At 69.9% G+C, this 14,708-nt stretch carries 14 protein-coding genes; 7 read left to right on the top strand and 7 right to left on the bottom strand.

The features are described from left to right. Positions 1 to 10 precede the first annotated feature (10 nt). From U6958_RS07030 to U6958_RS07020, 3 genes are all read left to right on the top strand, one after another. Positions 11 to 1,711 (top strand): NAD+ synthase, encoded by a 1,701-nt coding sequence (locus U6958_RS07030; RefSeq protein ID WP_074921499.1) that lies wholly within the window; start codon positions 11 to 13, stop codon positions 1,709 to 1,711. A 46-nt stretch (positions 1,712 to 1,757) separates the two neighbouring features. Then, positions 1,758 to 2,876, top strand: coding sequence for a bifunctional nicotinamide-nucleotide adenylyltransferase/Nudix hydroxylase (locus U6958_RS07025; protein ID WP_074921558.1), 1,119 nt, complete (start codon positions 1,758 to 1,760; stop codon positions 2,874 to 2,876). A gap of 72 nt (positions 2,877 to 2,948) precedes the next feature. Beyond that, positions 2,949 to 3,440, top strand: a complete 492-nt coding sequence (locus U6958_RS07020; RefSeq protein ID WP_012207407.1) for a GNAT family N-acetyltransferase — start codon at positions 2,949 to 2,951, stop codon at positions 3,438 to 3,440. 20 nt (positions 3,441 to 3,460) lie between these two features. Here the strand turns inward: U6958_RS07020 and U6958_RS07015 are convergent, their stop codons facing one another. From U6958_RS07015 to U6958_RS06985, 7 genes are all read right to left on the bottom strand, one after another. Next, a complete protein-coding gene (locus U6958_RS07015; RefSeq protein WP_013800726.1) occupies positions 3,461 to 4,399 on the bottom strand; it encodes a CysB family HTH-type transcriptional regulator in 939 nt (312 codons plus the stop codon). 87 nt (positions 4,400 to 4,486) lie between these two features. After that, positions 4,487 to 4,975, bottom strand: a complete 489-nt coding sequence (locus U6958_RS07010) for a VOC family protein (RefSeq protein ID WP_012207409.1) — start codon at positions 4,973 to 4,975, stop codon at positions 4,487 to 4,489. Between the two features lie 111 nt (positions 4,976 to 5,086). Next, a complete protein-coding gene (locus tag U6958_RS07005; protein ID WP_013800725.1) occupies positions 5,087 to 5,752 on the bottom strand; it encodes a methionine ABC transporter permease in 666 nt (221 codons plus the stop codon). After that, positions 5,730 to 6,878: a methionine ABC transporter ATP-binding protein gene (locus tag U6958_RS07000; RefSeq protein ID WP_074921500.1), complete on the bottom strand. Its 1,149-nt coding sequence runs from the start codon at positions 6,876 to 6,878 to the stop codon at positions 5,730 to 5,732. The genes U6958_RS07005 and U6958_RS07000 overlap by 23 nt, the downstream gene beginning before the upstream one ends. A 13-nt stretch (positions 6,879 to 6,891) precedes the next feature. Next, positions 6,892 to 7,704 carry a MetQ/NlpA family ABC transporter substrate-binding protein gene (locus U6958_RS06995; protein WP_012207412.1) on the bottom strand — a complete coding sequence of 271 codons (813 nt, stop codon included), beginning with the start codon at positions 7,702 to 7,704 and terminating at the stop codon, positions 6,892 to 6,894. A gap of 19 nt (positions 7,705 to 7,723) precedes the next feature. Then, positions 7,724 to 8,827, bottom strand: coding sequence for an isopenicillin N synthase family oxygenase (locus tag U6958_RS06990; RefSeq protein ID WP_074921501.1), 1,104 nt, complete (start codon positions 8,825 to 8,827; stop codon positions 7,724 to 7,726). A gap of 35 nt (positions 8,828 to 8,862) precedes the next feature. Continuing rightward, on the bottom strand, positions 8,863 to 10,266 hold the full coding sequence (locus tag U6958_RS06985) for an O-acetylhomoserine aminocarboxypropyltransferase/cysteine synthase family protein (protein ID WP_074921502.1): 1,404 nt from the start codon (positions 10,264 to 10,266) through the stop codon (positions 8,863 to 8,865). A 218-nt stretch (positions 10,267 to 10,484) separates the two neighbouring features. On the opposite strand from U6958_RS06985, the gene U6958_RS06980 reads away from it, so the two are divergent. From U6958_RS06980 to U6958_RS06965, 4 genes are read left to right on the top strand one after another with little or no spacing between them, the layout of a single operon-like run. Next, positions 10,485 to 11,591, top strand: a complete 1,107-nt coding sequence (locus U6958_RS06980) for an ABC transporter substrate-binding protein (protein ID WP_074921503.1) — start codon at positions 10,485 to 10,487, stop codon at positions 11,589 to 11,591. Beyond that, the gene (locus U6958_RS06975; protein ID WP_074921504.1) at positions 11,588 to 12,643 is read left to right on the top strand and encodes an ABC transporter permease; all 1,056 of its coding nucleotides are present in this window, start codon (positions 11,588 to 11,590) and stop codon (positions 12,641 to 12,643) included. The genes U6958_RS06980 and U6958_RS06975 overlap by 4 nt, the downstream gene beginning before the upstream one ends. After that, positions 12,637 to 13,473 (top strand): ABC transporter ATP-binding protein, encoded by an 837-nt coding sequence (locus tag U6958_RS06970; protein WP_012207417.1) that lies wholly within the window; start codon positions 12,637 to 12,639, stop codon positions 13,471 to 13,473. Before U6958_RS06975 ends, U6958_RS06970 begins: the two co-directional genes overlap by 7 nt. Before the next feature lie 12 nt (positions 13,474 to 13,485). Further along, positions 13,486 to 14,676, top strand: coding sequence for a cytochrome c (locus U6958_RS06965; RefSeq protein ID WP_074921505.1), 1,191 nt, complete (start codon positions 13,486 to 13,488; stop codon positions 14,674 to 14,676). Positions 14,677 to 14,708 lie beyond the last annotated feature (32 nt).

Here is a 14,708-nt window from a genome sequence, read left to right as displayed (position 1 = left end):
GGCTCCATTCATGCTGCGCATCACCATCGCCCAACTCAACCCCACCGTCGGCGACATCGCCGGCAACGTGGCCCGCATGGCCGAGGCCGCTGCCCGCGCCGCGCACGAGCAGGCCGACCTGCTGGTCTTTCCCGAGCTGTCGCTGTGCGGCTACTACCCTGGCGACCTGCTGGACGAGCCCGCCTTTCGCGAACGCCTGGAGCAAGGCTTGCAGCAGCTGCTGCAGGCCACGCGCCAGTGGCCGCAATTGCACTGGGTCATCGGCGCGCCCACGCGCGCCAGCGGGCCGGGCAAGCCGCTGCACAACAGCCTGCTGGTGCTCAAGGACGGCGCCGTGCGCCTGCGCTACGACAAGCAGCTGCTGCCGACCTACAACATCTTCGACGAGCGCCGCCACTTCGAGCCCGGCCCCGACGCGGCCAAGGTGCTGCGCATAGGCCAGGCCCAGGTGGGCTTTCTGGTGTGCGAGGATGGCTGGAACGACGCCGGTGCCGACTACGCCACCAACCCCTTCGCGCGCATGGCCGACGCCGCGCCCGACCTGGTGGTCAGCATCAACGCCAGCCCCAGCCACCTGGGCAAGCGCGAGCAGCGCCACGAGATCTTCGGCCAGGCGGCCACGCGCCACGGCCTGCCCATCCTCTATGTGAATCAGATCGGCGGCCAGGACCAGATCGTGTTCGACGGCGCCTCCTTCGCGGTGGAGCCCGGGCGCGGCGTGGTCTTCGAGGCCGAGCGCTTTGTCGAAGACCTGCGCACGCTGCAGTTCGACGACGGACGCTTCCTCGACGCAGCCGGCCAGCCCTGCATGAGCGTGCCGGCCGAAGGCCTGCCCACCATGGAGTTCTACCGCCGCCAGATCGTGCTGGGCCTGCGCGACTATGCGCGCCGCTGCGGCTTCACGCGCGCGGTGGTGGGCAGCTCGGGCGGCATCGACAGCGCACTGACCCTGGCCCTGGCGGCCGAGGCCCTGGGCGCGGACAACGTGGTGGCCGTCACCATGCCCTCGCGCTTTTCGTCGAGCGGCTCGGTCGATGACTCGGTGATCCTGTGCCGCAACCTGGGCATCACGCTGCACGAGCACCCGATCCGCGAGCTGGTCGACGGCTATGCGCGCCAGTTCGAGGCCAGCTTCGGCCAGCCGCTGCAGGGCCTGCCGCTGGAGAACCTGCAGGCACGCATCCGCGGCACCACGCTGATGGAGTACTCCAACGCCTTCGGCCACCTGCTGCTGACCACGGGCAACAAGTCCGAGATATCGGCGGGCTACTGCACGCTGTATGGCGACACCAACGGCGGCCTGGGCCTGCTGGGCGATCTGTACAAGACCGAGGTTTTCGAGCTGTCGCGCCACATCAACCACAGTGCGGGCCGCGAGCTGATTCCCCAGGCCATCATCGACAAGCCGCCCTCGGCCGAGCTGGCGCCCGACCAGAAGGACGAGGACAGCCTGCCGCCCTATGTGGTGCTGGACGAAATCCTCAAATATGCCATCGAAGGCCGGCACCTGTCCACCGCCGAATACGGCACGGCCGAGCGCTTTGTGACCCAGCTGCTGGGCCAACCCGGCGGTGCCGAGCTGGTTGACCGCGTCAAGCGCATGATCTTCCGCAGCGAGTACAAGCGCCGCCAGGCCCCGCCCATACTGCGCGTGCGCCCGCGCGCCTTCGGCACGGGCCGCCAGATGCCCATTGCCGCCCACTACGAATGAAGCCAGAGTGAAGCCACCGAGCCTGTTTATGCAAGAGACTGCCGCCATGGACGCCCCCACCGAAACCCCGGCCACCAGCGAGCGCGTGCACACCGCCGTGCTGATCGGGCGCTTCCAGCCGCTGCACAACGGCCACATGGCCCTGCTGCGCGCGGCGCTGGAGCGTGCCGAGCAGATCGTCGTCGTGCTGGGCAGCGCCTGGCAGGCGCCCAATCCCAAGAATCCCTTCAGCTGGCAGGAGCGCGCGCAGATGCTGCGCGAGGCGCTGCCGCCCGCGGACGCGGCCCGCCTGCACTGCGTGCCCGTGCGCGACTATTACAACGAACCGCTGTGGGTACAGGCCGTGCAGCAGGCCGTGCAGTCCTGCGTGCCCGAAGGCGCCAGCGTGGCCCTGGTCGGCCATTTCAAGGATGCGACCAGCGGCTACCTGGCGCGCTTTCCGCGCTGGCAACTGATCAGCCTGCCGCGCCTGGGCCAGTTCGACGCCACGCCGCTGCGCGACATCTACTTCGGCGAATCCGGCGTGGACTTCGAGGCCCTGGCCGCCCAGGTGCCGCCCGCCACCCTGCAGTTCCTGCGCCAATGGGCCACCACGCCCGTCCATGCGCAGATGTGCGAGGAATGGCGCATGCTGGCCCGGTACCGCAAGGCCTGGGCTGCGGCGCCCTACCCGCCCGTCTTCGTGACCGTGGATGCGCTGCTGCGCTGCCGCGTGCCGCACGAAGGCGCGCAACAGGACCACATCCTGCTGATACGCCGCGCCCATGCCCCGGGCCTGGGCCTGTGGGCGCTGCCGGGCGGCTTCCTGGAGCCGCGCGACACGCTGTGGCAGTCCTGCCTGCGCGAGCTGCGCGAGGAGACCTGCTCCACGCTCAGCGAGGCCGACCTGCAGGCGGCCCTGCAGTCCGTGCAGGTCTTCGACCATCCCGACCGCAGCCTGCGCGGGCGCACCATCACCCATGTGCATTACCTGGACCTGGGCGTGCTGCCCTCGCTGCCGCCCGTGCAGGGCGGCGACGATGCGGCACTGGCGCGCTGGGTGGCCGTCTGCGACCTGCCCGCCATGGAAAGCGCGTTCTTCGAGGACCACTTCCAGATCCTGCGCCAGTTCCTGCCCCTTCCGGTGCAACAGCCCCTGGCGGACACGGGCGCGAAAATCGGCTAAAACCGGAGATTGCGGCGCCATCTTGCGCCGCAATACCGTTTTTCCGGGCTTCCCGTGTTCCCCCGCGATTGAATGACTACCACCCTACAGATCCGACCCGCCACCCCCGATGACGCCGAGCTCATCGTCCGCTTCGTGCGCGAACTCGCCGTCTATGAAAAAGCCGAGCATGAAGTCCTGGCCACGCCAGAGCATGTGAAGCGCACCCTGTTTGCCGACAACCCCGCCGTCTTCGGCCTGATCTGCCTGCATGGCGACCAGCCCGTGGGCTTTGCGGTCTACTTCTTCAATTACTCGACCTGGCAGGGCCGCCACGGCCTGTACCTCGAAGACCTCTACGTCACGCCCGAGGCGCGCGGCCTGGGCGCGGGCACGGCGCTGCTGCGCCGCCTGGCGCAGATCGCCGTCGAGAAGGACTGCGGCCGCTTCGAGTGGAGCGTGCTCGACTGGAACCTGCCCTCCATCGAGTTCTACGACCGCCTGGGCGCCCTGCCCCAGACCGAGTGGATCCGCTACCGCGTGACCGGCGACACCCTGCTGGAGATGGCGCGCGAGCCGGGCTGAGGCCGGCCTCCTTCGTCTGCCTACTCGGGCTCCACGCCCTGGCGCACGGCCTGCTCGACCACCTCGCGCGTCAGCGTGGGCACGAAGGTCTCGATGAAGGCATAGGCATAGCCGCGCAGCCAGGCGCCCTTGCGCAGGCCCAGCCGCGTGGTGTTGACCTCGAACAGGTGGCCGGCGTCCAGCGTGCGCAGCCCCTGGTCGCGCTCGGCATCCAGCGCCACCGAGGCGACGATGCCCACGCCCATGTCCAGCTCCACATAGGTCTTGATCACGTCGGCGTCCATGGCCGTGAGCACCACGTCGGGCTCCAGGCCCTCGCGCGCAAAGGCCTCGTCGATGTGGGCGCGGCCCGTATAGCCCTGCTCGTAGGTGATGATGGGAAAGCGCGACAGCGCCTCCAGCGTCAGCGCCTGCTGCGACTGCAGCAGCGGGTGGCCGGGCGGCACGACCACGCCGTGCGTCCAGCGGTAGCAGGGCAGCGCGACCAGGCCTTCATAGCCGGCCAGCGCCTCGGTGGCCACGCCGATGTCGGCCTCGCCGCTGCGCAGCATCTGCGCCACCTGTTCGGGCGAACCCTGGTGCAGGTGCAGGCGCACCTGCGGATAGCGCTGGCGGAAGTCACGCACCACATGGGGCAGCGCATAGCGGGCCTGGGAGTGGGTGGCGGCAATCGACAGCCGGCCCTGCTCGCTGGCGCTGAAGTCAGCGCCCACGCGGCGCAGGTTGTCGGCCTCCAGCATCAGGCGCTCGACGATGGGCAGCAGCGCCTCGCCGGGCGGCGTCAGCCCGGTCAGCCGCTTGCCTGCGCGGATGAAGATCTCCACGCCCAGCTCTTCCTCCAACTCGCGGATCTGCCGGCTCACGCCGGGCTGGGAGGTGTGCAGCGTGTGGGCCACCTCGGTCAGGCTGTAGCCGCGGCGCACGGTTTCGCGCACATAGCGCAGTTGCTGGAAGTTCATGGGCAAGGCTCCGCCCGGGGCCGGTGCGGCCCGGGCCTGTGGAAGGCAAAAGCAGGAAGGAAAGAGAGAGGGGAACGGCGAGAGGCTTCAGGCCGAACAGGCCACGGCCGGCTCGTCCGGGGCATCGGCCGCTGCCTCGCGGGGCAGCTCCAGCAGCTCGATCAGATTGCCTGCGGGGTCGCGCGCATAGCAGCGCCGGCCCTCGCTCACGGGCGCCACCTCCAGCGCCAGGCCGCCGTGTACCAGCAACTGCTGGCGCAGCGCATCCACGTCGCTGACCGTCAGCGCCAGGTGCACCAGGTTGCCCGCCGCGCGCTCGGTGCCGCCGGACTGCCCCTTGTAGGGCACCAGATCAATGCGCTGCCCGCCGGCCAGAAAGCTCAGGCCCGGACGCCCGGCAACGGTCAGGGCAGACAGGCCCAGCACTTCGCCATAAAAGCGCTCCATGGCCGCCTGGGCACGCGCCGGGAAGGACAGCTGGACATGGTGAACGCCACAGACGATGGCCACGCCCGGCTTCATGGCAGTGCGGCCGGCAAGAGGGGAAGGCCAGGCGGGGCGTGTGGTGTGGGTCATCGAAGCATCTCGGAAAAGAATCAGCAGCCCGAATGCTGCTGCAGGCCATTGTCGAGACAAGTCGAAAAAACCAAAAATAATAAAAATTCAGTCTGTTATTTCCAAATCATCTCAAGAGATCGAACGCCGGTGGTCGGCACGGCGCGCCAGCCACTCGCCGCCGAACTGCAGCACCGACACCAGGGCCACCAGGATGACGATGACCTCGAACATCACGCGCGTCTCATAGCGTTCGTAGCCGTAGCGGATGGCCAGGTCGCCCAGGCCGCCCGCCCCCACGGCGCCCGCCATGGCCGAGGCATTGACCATGGCGATCACGCTCACGGTCATGCCGCCGATCAGGCCCGGCAGCGCCTCGGGCAGCAGCACCTGGCGCACGATCTGCGGGCGGCGCAGGCCCATGGCACGCGCCGCCTCCACCAGGCCGCCGTCCACCTCGCCCAGGCTGACCTGGGCGATGCGCGCAAAGAACGGGATCAGGTTGGCCGACAGTGGCACCACCGCCGCCCAGGTGCCCAGCGTGGTGCCCACGATGGCGCGCGTCACCGGCAGCAGGGCCACCAGCAGGATGATGAAGGGAATGGCCCGGCCGATGTTCACCGCCGCCGACAGCCCCCGGTACAGCCGCGGCCTGGCATAGAGCCCGCCCGGCGCCGTGGTGTGCAGCACGATGGCCAGCGCCAGCCCGGCAACGATGGCGATCAGCGAGGACGCGCCCGCCATCAGCAGGGTTTCCAGAAAGGCCTGCAGGTATTTATCGAGCGGGGGCAGGGACATGGCCAAGCAGTTGCAGTGAATCGGCGCCCAGCGCCTGTTGAAGGGAAGACAGCGCGGCCGGCGAGAGCGGGGAGAGTGCCGACGGCAGATCCTGCACCGGCACGCCCACCAGCAGGCGGCCCTGCGAACGCCCGCGCATGCGGTCCAGGCCACCCTGCAACAAACGGGCACGCGGGCCCAGCACCTGAAGCTGCGCCAGCGGCAGGCCCTGCTGGCTGCCGCCGTCGGCCCATCCGATGGCCAGCACGGCGACGGCCTCCGGGCCATCGGCCGCCGCCACCAGTTCCAGGTCGGCCGCCAAGGCCTGCCGCAGCGGCCGCAGCAGCGCACGCGCCGCCTCCGAGCGCGGTGCCGCAAACAGCTGCCAGACCTCGCCGATCTCCTGCAGCCGGCCCTGGTCCAGCACCAGCACGCGGTCGCAGACCTCGCGGATCACGGCCATGTCGTGCGTGATGAGCACGATGGTCAGCCGCAGCTTGCGGTTGATCTCGCGCAGCAGCTCCAGGATGGACTGCGTGGTCTCGGGGTCCAGGGCCGAGGTGGCCTCGTCGCACAGCAGGATTTCGGGCTCGTGCACCAGCGCGCGCGCAATGCCCACGCGCTGCTTTTGCCCGCCCGAGAGCTGGGCCGGGTAGGCGCCGCTCTTGTCCGCCAGCCCCACCAGGGCCAGCAGCTCGTCCACCCGCGCGCGCACGAGCGCGGGCCGCCAGCCTGCGGCCTGCAGCGGCAGGGCCACGTTCTCGTACACCGTGCGCGAGGACAGGAGGTTGAAGTGCTGAAAGATCATGCCGATGCGCCGGCGCAGCGCCACCAGCGCGTCCTCGTCCAGCGTGGCGACATCGGTGCCGTCCACCAGCACGCGGCCACTGCTGGGCCGCTCCAGCGCATTGATGGTGCGCAGCAGCGTGGATTTGCCGGCGCCGCTGCGGCCGATGATGCCGAACACCTCGGCACGCGACACCTCGAAGCTCAGCGCCTGCAGCGCGTGCACGGGCTCGCCCGCGCCCCTTCCCGTGCCCCTTCCCGTTCCAGGGTAGTGCTTGCGCACGCCCTCGAAGACGATGTGCGGCCGCTGCAGCGCATCGATTGCATGGGGCTCGCCGGCCGCCGCCTGTTCCATCTTCATTGCCTTACACGCCTCAGAAGGCCGGCAGCACCGAGCCCTGGTACCTGCTCACGATGAACTGGCGCACGGGCTCGGACTGGTAGGCGCGCAGCAGGGCCGCGACCCAGGGTGCAGCGCGGTCGCGCTCGTGCACGGCAATGATGTTCACGTAGGGATTGCGCTCGCGCCTTTCGACGGCAATGCCATCGCGCGTGGCGATCAGCCCGGCCTGGTAGGCAAAGCTGTTGACGATGGCCGAGGCATCGAGATCGTCCAGCGAGCGCGCCAGCACCACCGAGGCCGCCTCCACCAGCTGCACCTTCTTCTGGTAGCTGGCAATGTCGGCCAGGCCCGCCGTGCCCTTGAAGGGGTCGAAGCCCTCGCGCAGCTTCAGGATGCCCTGGTCCTGCAGCACCACCAGCGCACGCGTCTGGTTGCTGGGATCGTTGGGAATGCCCAGGCGTGCGCCAGCGGGCAGGTCGGCCAGGCGTTTGTGCTTTTTCGAATAGAAGGCGATGGGCGAGATGTAGGTGTCGCCGGCCGCCACCAGCCGGTAGCCGCGCTGCTGGTTCTGGTCGCGCAGGAACGGCACATGCTGGAAGGAGTTGGCCTCGATGTCGCCGTTGTTCAGCGCCTCGTTGGGGCTGGCCGCGCCGCTGATGACCACGGGCTTGACCTGCAGCCCCTGCTCGCGTGCCACGCGGGTCACCACCTCCCAGATTTCCTCGTCCACGCCGCCGCGCACGCCCACGCGCAGCGGGCCGGCCTGCGCGGCCCGGATGGCGCCTGACATCGCCGCCACCGAGGCCCCCGCCGCCAGTCCCCGCAGAAATACTCGCTTGTCCATCGCACAGTCCTTTCAAGAATCAATAGGCACCAGGGTGCAGCTCACGGCCGGCCGCGCGGGCCTGGGCCTGCAGGCGGGCGAAATGCTCGGGATAGAAGCGCTGGGCCACATCCAGGTGGGAGCGCACGCGGCCCTTGAGCGCGTTCTCGCCCACATGGCTGAACAGCGGGTTGTCCGGGTCGCTCTGCGGCCTCGTGGCCAGCACGGCCAGCTCGGGCGGCAGGGTCAGCAGCGGCACCTGGCCCAGGTCCAGGCGCGGTGCCAGGAAGTAGGCGATGGAGTAGCGCTGCACGCCCGCGCGCGGCACCAGCACGCGATGCACGTTGGCGCGCAGATAGCCGTTGGTGGCCAGCTCCAGCATCTCGCCGATGTTGATGACGAAGGCCCCGTCGCGCGGCGGCACATCGACCCAGCCGGCCGGCGTCTCCACCTGCAGCCCGCCCACCTCGTCCTGCAGCAGCAGGGTCAGCAGGCCTCCGTCCTTGTGCGCGCCCACGCCCTGGCCTGCTGCGCCCAGCTCGCTGCCCGGGTAGTGGATGATCTTGATGCGATGCGCAGGCAGGCCGCTGACCAGGGCGTCCAGCGCGCCCTCGGGCAGCTGCAGCGCGGCCACGAAGTGGCGCAGCAGCTCCAGCGCCACGCCATGCGCTGCCGCCTGCCAGGCCAGCACCTCCTCGCGGAACCCGGGCAGGGCCTGCGGCCACTGGTTGGGGCCTTGCAGCCCCTTCCAGTCCGGCACGCCGGGGCCTGCGGGAATCTCGGGCGATTCCTCGCCCAGGTCGATCTGCTCGCGCTGGTCGGGCCGCTGGCGCGTGATCTCCATGCCCACGGCTGTATAGCCCCGGAAGTGCCGCGTGTTGGCAATGGCCAGCGCCTGCTTGTCCGCCAGCGGCTGCGCAAAGAATTCGCGCGCGCGCCGCTGTATGCCCTGCCATGCGTCCCGGCCTATGCCGTGCCCTTCCAGGTAGAAGAAACCGGTGTCGCGCGCCGTGCGCGCCAGCTGGCGCAGCGCCTGGGCCTGCGTGGCCGGGTCACGCAGGGCCTGCAGATCGATGACGGGCAGGGCCGGGGTTGCCGCTGTGGCGGCGGGTGCGTCGAGAGTGGATGCTGTCAAGGTGCTCATGCTGTGCTGCCAGGGAAGGGGGAAGGAAGGGACGCTCAGGCTGCCAGGCGCTGATCGCGGTCTTGCTCGCGGTCTTGTTCGCGTTCGGCCGCCAACACCGCATGGCCCTGCGCCTGCTCCAGCGCCTGCGCCAGGTCGGCCAGCAGGTCCTGCGGGTGCTCTATGCCGATGGACAGGCGCACCAGCCCGGGCGCAATGCCCACGCGCGCCAGTTCCTCGTCGCTGAGCAGGCTGTGCGTGGTCTCGGCAGGAATGGCGGCCAGCGACTTGCTGTCGCCGATATTGACCAGGCGCAGGAACAGGCGCAGCGCGTCATAGAAGGCGCGCGCCGCCGGCCGGCCGCCGCGCAGCTCGAAGCCCAGCAGCGCCGGCACATGCCCGCCGCGCAGCTGGCGCAGGGCCAGCGCGTGGTCGGCGTGGCCGCTCTGGCTGGCGTGGTGTATGCGCTCCACCAGCGGATGGCGCTGCAGGAAATCGATCACGGCCAGCGTGTTGCGGCTGGCGCGCTCCTGGCGCAGGCCCAGTGTCTCCAGGCCCTGCAGCAGCAGGAAGGCGCTGTGCGGCGCCAGCGCCGCGCCGCAGTTGCGCAGCAGCACGGCACGGGCCCGCGCGATGAAGGCGCGGTCGGGAAATTTCTCGGTGAAGACAAAGCCCTGGTAGGCCGGCTCGGGGGCGCTGAACTGCGGGTAGCGCCCCGCGTGCGCCAGCCAGTCGAAGCGGCCGCTGTCCACGATCAGGCCGCCCAGCACATTGCCGTGTCCGCCGATGGCCTTGGTGGCCGAATGCACGACGATGTCGGCGCCCCAGTCGAAGGGCCGCAGCAGCAGCGGCGAAGCCACGGTGTTGTCCACCACCAGCGCCACGCCCGCCGCATGGCTGATGTCGGCCAGCTGGCGCAGGTCGGCAATGCCGCCCGATGGATTGCCCACGGACTCCACGAACACGGCCTTGGTGCGCGGCCCTATCGCCCGGCGCAACGCCTGGAAATCATCCTTGGCCACGGCCGTGCTCTGCACGCCGCGCGAGGCCAGCACATGGGCGATGAAGTTGTGCGTGCCGCCATACAGCTGCGAGGCCACGACCACATGGTCGCCCGCACTGGCCAGCGTAGCCAGCGCCACGTCGATGGCGGCCATGCCCGAGGCCAGGGCCAGCGCGGCCACGCCGCCTTCGAGAGCCGCAATGCGCTGCTCCAGCACCGCCAGCGTGGGGTTGGCCGTGCGCGAGTACACATCGCCCTCCTCCACCAGGCCGAAAAGGTTGGCGCCGTGCTGGGCGCTGTCGAACACGAAGGAGGTGCTCTGGTAGATGGGCACGGCCGCGCTGCGCTGCTGCTCGCGCCCCCGGTAGCCGGCGTGCAGGGCCTGGGTGTCCTGCTGCCACAGCGCATCGCTGGCTGCGTCGTGCGGGGCGGACTCGGTGCCGGTCGCTGAGGTCATGCATGGACTCCGTATGAGTGGTCGATGCAGCCCATTATTCGAAGCCCGCGCCCTGCGCACTACGAAGAAAAACGCGTTCGCTTATTCGGTTTGCGCATGTCGCCGGGCCACGCCCTTCCTAGTTGTCACGCACATATGGATGCGCGTTTTGCGTCGTTGGCAACACGGCACTCAGCGGACAGCATCGGCAGTCCCGAAACTGCTTTGGAGGGAGTTCCATGACCCGCAAGACCCAGACCGAGATCGACAGGACCCAGGGCAGCCGCTGCGCCCATGGCGCAGATTGCGGTGCTTTCGGGGCGCTCGATGCTCCCGAGGCGACCGAGCCCTCGCTCTCGCGCCGCACCCTGATCCGCGCCGGCGCCGCAGCCGGCGCGCTGGGATCGGCCGCCTGGTTCAGCGGCCGCGCCGGGGCGCAGCCGCGCCAGAAGATCACCTTTGCCTGGAGCCAGGCCAGCTTCTGCCATTCGCCCATTCCCGTGGCGCTGGAGCGCGGCTTTTTCGAGCGCAACGGCCTGGACGTGGAACTGCTGAACTGGGGCGGCTCGGCCGACCAGTTGCTGGAGGCGCTGGCCACGGGTAAGGCCGATGCGGGCGCGGGCCTGATCCACCGCTGGATCAAGCCGCTGGAGGCGGGGCTGGATGTCAAGCTCATCGGCAGCGTGCACGGCGGCTGCCTGCGCCTGGTCGGCCTGAAGTCGGCCGGCGTCACGCTGGACCCCAGCACGCTCAAGGGCAAGACCATCGGCGTGGCCGATCTCAACAGCCCGGCCAAGCAGTTCTATTCCATCCACCTGGCCAAGCGCGGCCTGGATGTGGACAAGGACATCGAATGGCGCGTCTACCCGGCCGACCTGCTGGATGTGGCCGCCAAGAAGGGCGAGATCCAGGCCATTGCCGACGGCGACCCGAATCTCTACCTGATCGAAAAGCGCAACCCCGGCACCTTCCTCGAACTGGGCAACAGCGCCAAGAACGAGTACGCCGAAAGCATTTGCTGCGTGATCGGCGCAGGCGCAAAGTTCGCCCGGGCCAACAAGCCCGCAGCGGCCAGCGTGGTGCGCGCGCTGACCCAGGCCTCGGACTACATCGCCGAGAACCCCAATGAAACGGCGAAGATCTTTGCCAAGTATTCGCCCAAGGTGCCTGTCGAGGACCTGCAGCGCCTGCTGGCCGAGCTGACCTTCAAGCACCATCCGCACGGCAAGCCGCTGCGCGACGAGGTCCAGGCCTTTGCGGCCGACTTCCGCACGGCCGGCGTGCTCAAGAAGCAGACCGACCCTGGCCGCTTTGCCAGCCACATCACGCTGGACGTCCTCGCATGAGCACCGCAAGACCACGCTGGCGCCTGGGCGCCACGGATGCCGCACCCGGCCTGGAACGGGAACAGGTGCAGGACTCGCGCAAGGCAGGCCCCTGGCGCACCGGCCTGCTGGCCGCCGCCGCCTGGGCCGGCTTGGGCATGCTGACCCTGCTGTGGCCCAACAAGGAGATCGGCTTCAGCGAATGGGCATTCACGCAGGAGTTCGGCATTGCCGCCCTGGCCGTGGCCCTTTTGCTGCTGGCATCGGCCGTGCTGCCTGTGCGACCCGTACGGGCAGCACGGCGCATCGACCGCTGGCTGCGCCCGGCCGGTGCCTGGCTGGTGGCGGCGCCGCTGCTGCTGGCGCTGTGGGAGACGCTGACGGCCAAGCTCGGCGCGTTGCCGCCGCCGTTCTTCGCGCCACCGCAAAGCCTGATCGACGTGGTTCATGAGGACTGGCAGCGCCTGGGCCTGTCCACGCTGTATTCGCTGCGGCTGCTGCTCAACGGCATCGTGTTCGGCGCGGTGATCGGGTTTCTCACGGGCGTGTGGATAGGCTGGTCGCGCATCGCGGGCTACTGGGTGCATCCGCTGCTGCGCTTCCTGGGGCCGGTGCCCGCCTCGGCCCTGCTGCCGCTGGCCTTTTTCTTCGCGCCGTCCAGCTACTCGGCAGCCGTGTTCCTGGTGGCGCTGGCCACGTTCTTTCCGGTGGCCGTGCTGACCTGGTCGGGCGTGGCATCGGTCAGCAAGAGCTACTATGACGTGGCGCGCACGCTGGGCGCATCGCCCTGGTTCCTGGTGCTGCGCGTGGCCATCCCGGCCGCCCTGCCACAGGTCTTCGTGGGCCTGTTCATGGGGCTGGGCGCCTCGTTCTCGGTGCTGATCACGGCCGAGATGATGGGCGTGAAGGCCGGCCTGGGCTGGTATCTGCAGTGGGCCCAGGGCTGGGCAGCCTACGCCAACATGTACACGGCGCTGCTGGTCATGGCCGTGCTGTGCTCGGGCCTGATCACGCTGCTGTTCACCGTGCGCGACCGCACGCTGTCGTGGCAGAAGGGAACCGTCAAATGGTGATTGCCGCAGAACACGCCGCCAACGCCGCAGCCACGCCCGCCATCGCCGGGGCGGCCCTAGCCGGGGCGGCCCTAGCCGGCGCGGCCATCGATGTGCAGGCCGTCAGCCACTGGTTCGGCCAGGGGCAGGGCGCGCTGCAGGTGCTCGACGAGGTCAGCCTGCAGGTGCGGCCCGGCGAGTTCGTGGCCCTGCTGGGCCCCAGCGGCTGCGGCAAGTCCACGCTGCTGCGCCTGGTGGCCGGACTGGACGCGCCCACGGCCGGCGCCGTGGCGCAGGACGGCACGGCCATCACCGAGCCCGATCCCTCGCGCATCGTCGTCTTCCAGGACCCCACGCTGTTTCCCTGGCGCACGGTGCGCGGCAACGTGGCCCTGGGCCTGCAGGCACGCGGCCTGCTGGACAGCCAGGCCCACCGCATCGACGAGGCCCTGCGCCTGGTGGGACTGGAGGATTTTGCGGACAGCCATCCCCACCAGCTGTCGGGCGGCATGGCACAGCGCGCTGCCCTGGCGCGCGCCCTGGTCAACGACCCGCGCCTGCTGATCCTGGACGAGCCGCTGGGCAAGCTCGACTCGCTGACGCGGCTGGCCATGCAAAGCGAGATCCTCAAGATCTGGCAGCGCGCAGGCTTTTCCGTGCTGCTGGTCACGCACGATGTGGAAGAGGCCCTCTTCCTGGCCCACCGCGTGCTGGTCTTCAGCCAGCGGCCCGCCCGCATCGTGGCCGAGATCGATGTGGACCTGCCCTACCCGCGCCAGCGCGGCCACGCCCGCCTGTCCGAGCTGCGCCACGAGGCCCTGCGCCACCTGGGCCTGGACCAGACCTGGTAGCGCCCGCCTCCGATGCAACGCAGCGACTCCCCCGACTGGCTCAACCCCTTGATCGGCGCCATGCAGCAGGCCCAGGTCGGCCTGCTGCAGCTGCTGCACGGCCTGGGCCTGGCCGGCACGGTGGATGGGCAGCCCGCCTGGCCCTGGGCCCTGCGCCTGTCCGGCGAAAACCTGCTGATCGACCTGGGCCAGGCCCGGGGCCTGCTGTGGTCGCTGGCGGCCGTGGCCACCGCCATCGTTTTGCTGTTGCTGGCCCTGGTGCTGGTCCTGGTTCTGCGCCGCATCCGCCTGCCGGCCCTGGTGCTGACCGCGCTGGCCGCGCTCGCCCTGCTGCTGGCCCCCTGGCCGCGTGCCGACCTGATCCTGGTGCCCGCGCATGCCACCAGCTTCCATGCCTCGCCCACGGGCTTCAGCGTGGAGAGCATTGCGCGCGGCGGCGCCGCCTATGCCCAGCACTGCACGGCCTGCCACGGCGCCGATGGCCGGGGCCACGGCCCGCTGGCCGCCAGCCAGCCGGTCTGGCCCCCCAACTTCACCAGCCCGCTGCTGTGGCGCCGCGCCGATGGGGAATTGCTCTGGGCCATTCTTCATGACCGCCGCCCCGTGGAGTCTGGCGACGGCGCACGGGCACACGGCCAGGCCGACCGGCTGTCCAGCGACGACGCATGGGCCCTGATCGACTTCATGAAGGCCCGCGCCGCAGGCCAGATGCTGCAGATCGCCGGCAACTGGCCCTATCCCGTGGGACTTCCCGACATGGCCGTGCAGTGCGCAGGCCAGCCCGCACGCCGCCTGAGCACCTGGCAAAGCCGCCAGCAGCGGCTGAGGGTGGTGGCAGGCAGCGGCCCGGTGCAGGAAGACCCGCGCCTGGTCAGCCTGCAGCTGTCACCCGATGGCGGCAACCGCGCCGCCAGCGCCCTGGACTGCACCGTCAACGACCCGCGCGCCTGGCAGGCCATGGCGCTGCTCAGCGGCTCGGAGCAGCTGCAGGGCATGCAATGGCTGGGCGACCGCAGCGGCTGGCTGCGCGCGCTATCGCGTCCGGGCGCACAGGGCTGGTCGGAGGACGACCTGGTCTGCCGCACGGACACGGCGGCCAAGACCACCTCCGGCGCTGGCGCCGTGGCCGACGGCCTGGGCGCACTGATTGCACGCATGGACGCCGAGCCCGTGCGGTTCATCAAGGGTGGGTTTGTGCATTGAGTTGTGCATTGATCAGGGCCATCCCGGCCTGG

This window comes from Delftia lacustris, assembly GCF_040267515.1.
Classification (GTDB): Bacteria; Pseudomonadota; Gammaproteobacteria; order Burkholderiales; family Burkholderiaceae_C; genus Comamonas; species Comamonas tsuruhatensis.
Note: the sequence above shows the minus strand (reverse complement) of the source record. Positions and strands in the feature narration are given on the sequence as shown.

Coding starts and splice junctions, on each gene's coding strand:
- U6958_RS07030 (WP_074921499.1), top strand. CDS start 11: ATGCTGCGCATCACCATCGCCCAACTCAACCCCACCGTCGGCGACATC.
- U6958_RS07025 (WP_074921558.1), top strand. CDS start 1,758: ATGGACGCCCCCACCGAAACCCCGGCCACCAGCGAGCGCGTGCACACC.
- U6958_RS07020 (WP_012207407.1), top strand. CDS start 2,949: ATGACTACCACCCTACAGATCCGACCCGCCACCCCCGATGACGCCGAG.
- U6958_RS07015 (WP_013800726.1), bottom strand. CDS start 4,399: ATGAACTTCCAGCAACTGCGCTATGTGCGCGAAACCGTGCGCCGCGGC.
- U6958_RS07010 (WP_012207409.1), bottom strand. CDS start 4,975: ATGACCCACACCACACGCCCCGCCTGGCCTTCCCCTCTTGCCGGCCGC.
- U6958_RS07005 (WP_013800725.1), bottom strand. CDS start 5,752: ATGTCCCTGCCCCCGCTCGATAAATACCTGCAGGCCTTTCTGGAAACC.
- U6958_RS07000 (WP_074921500.1), bottom strand. CDS start 6,878: ATGAAGATGGAACAGGCGGCGGCCGGCGAGCCCCATGCAATCGATGCG.
- U6958_RS06995 (WP_012207412.1), bottom strand. CDS start 7,704: ATGGACAAGCGAGTATTTCTGCGGGGACTGGCGGCGGGGGCCTCGGTG.
- U6958_RS06990 (WP_074921501.1), bottom strand. CDS start 8,827: ATGAGCACCTTGACAGCATCCACTCTCGACGCACCCGCCGCCACAGCG.
- U6958_RS06985 (WP_074921502.1), bottom strand. CDS start 10,266: ATGACCTCAGCGACCGGCACCGAGTCCGCCCCGCACGACGCAGCCAGC.
- U6958_RS06980 (WP_074921503.1), top strand. CDS start 10,485: ATGACCCGCAAGACCCAGACCGAGATCGACAGGACCCAGGGCAGCCGC.
- U6958_RS06975 (WP_074921504.1), top strand. CDS start 11,588: ATGAGCACCGCAAGACCACGCTGGCGCCTGGGCGCCACGGATGCCGCA.
- U6958_RS06970 (WP_012207417.1), top strand. CDS start 12,637: ATGGTGATTGCCGCAGAACACGCCGCCAACGCCGCAGCCACGCCCGCC.
- U6958_RS06965 (WP_074921505.1), top strand. CDS start 13,486: ATGCAACGCAGCGACTCCCCCGACTGGCTCAACCCCTTGATCGGCGCC.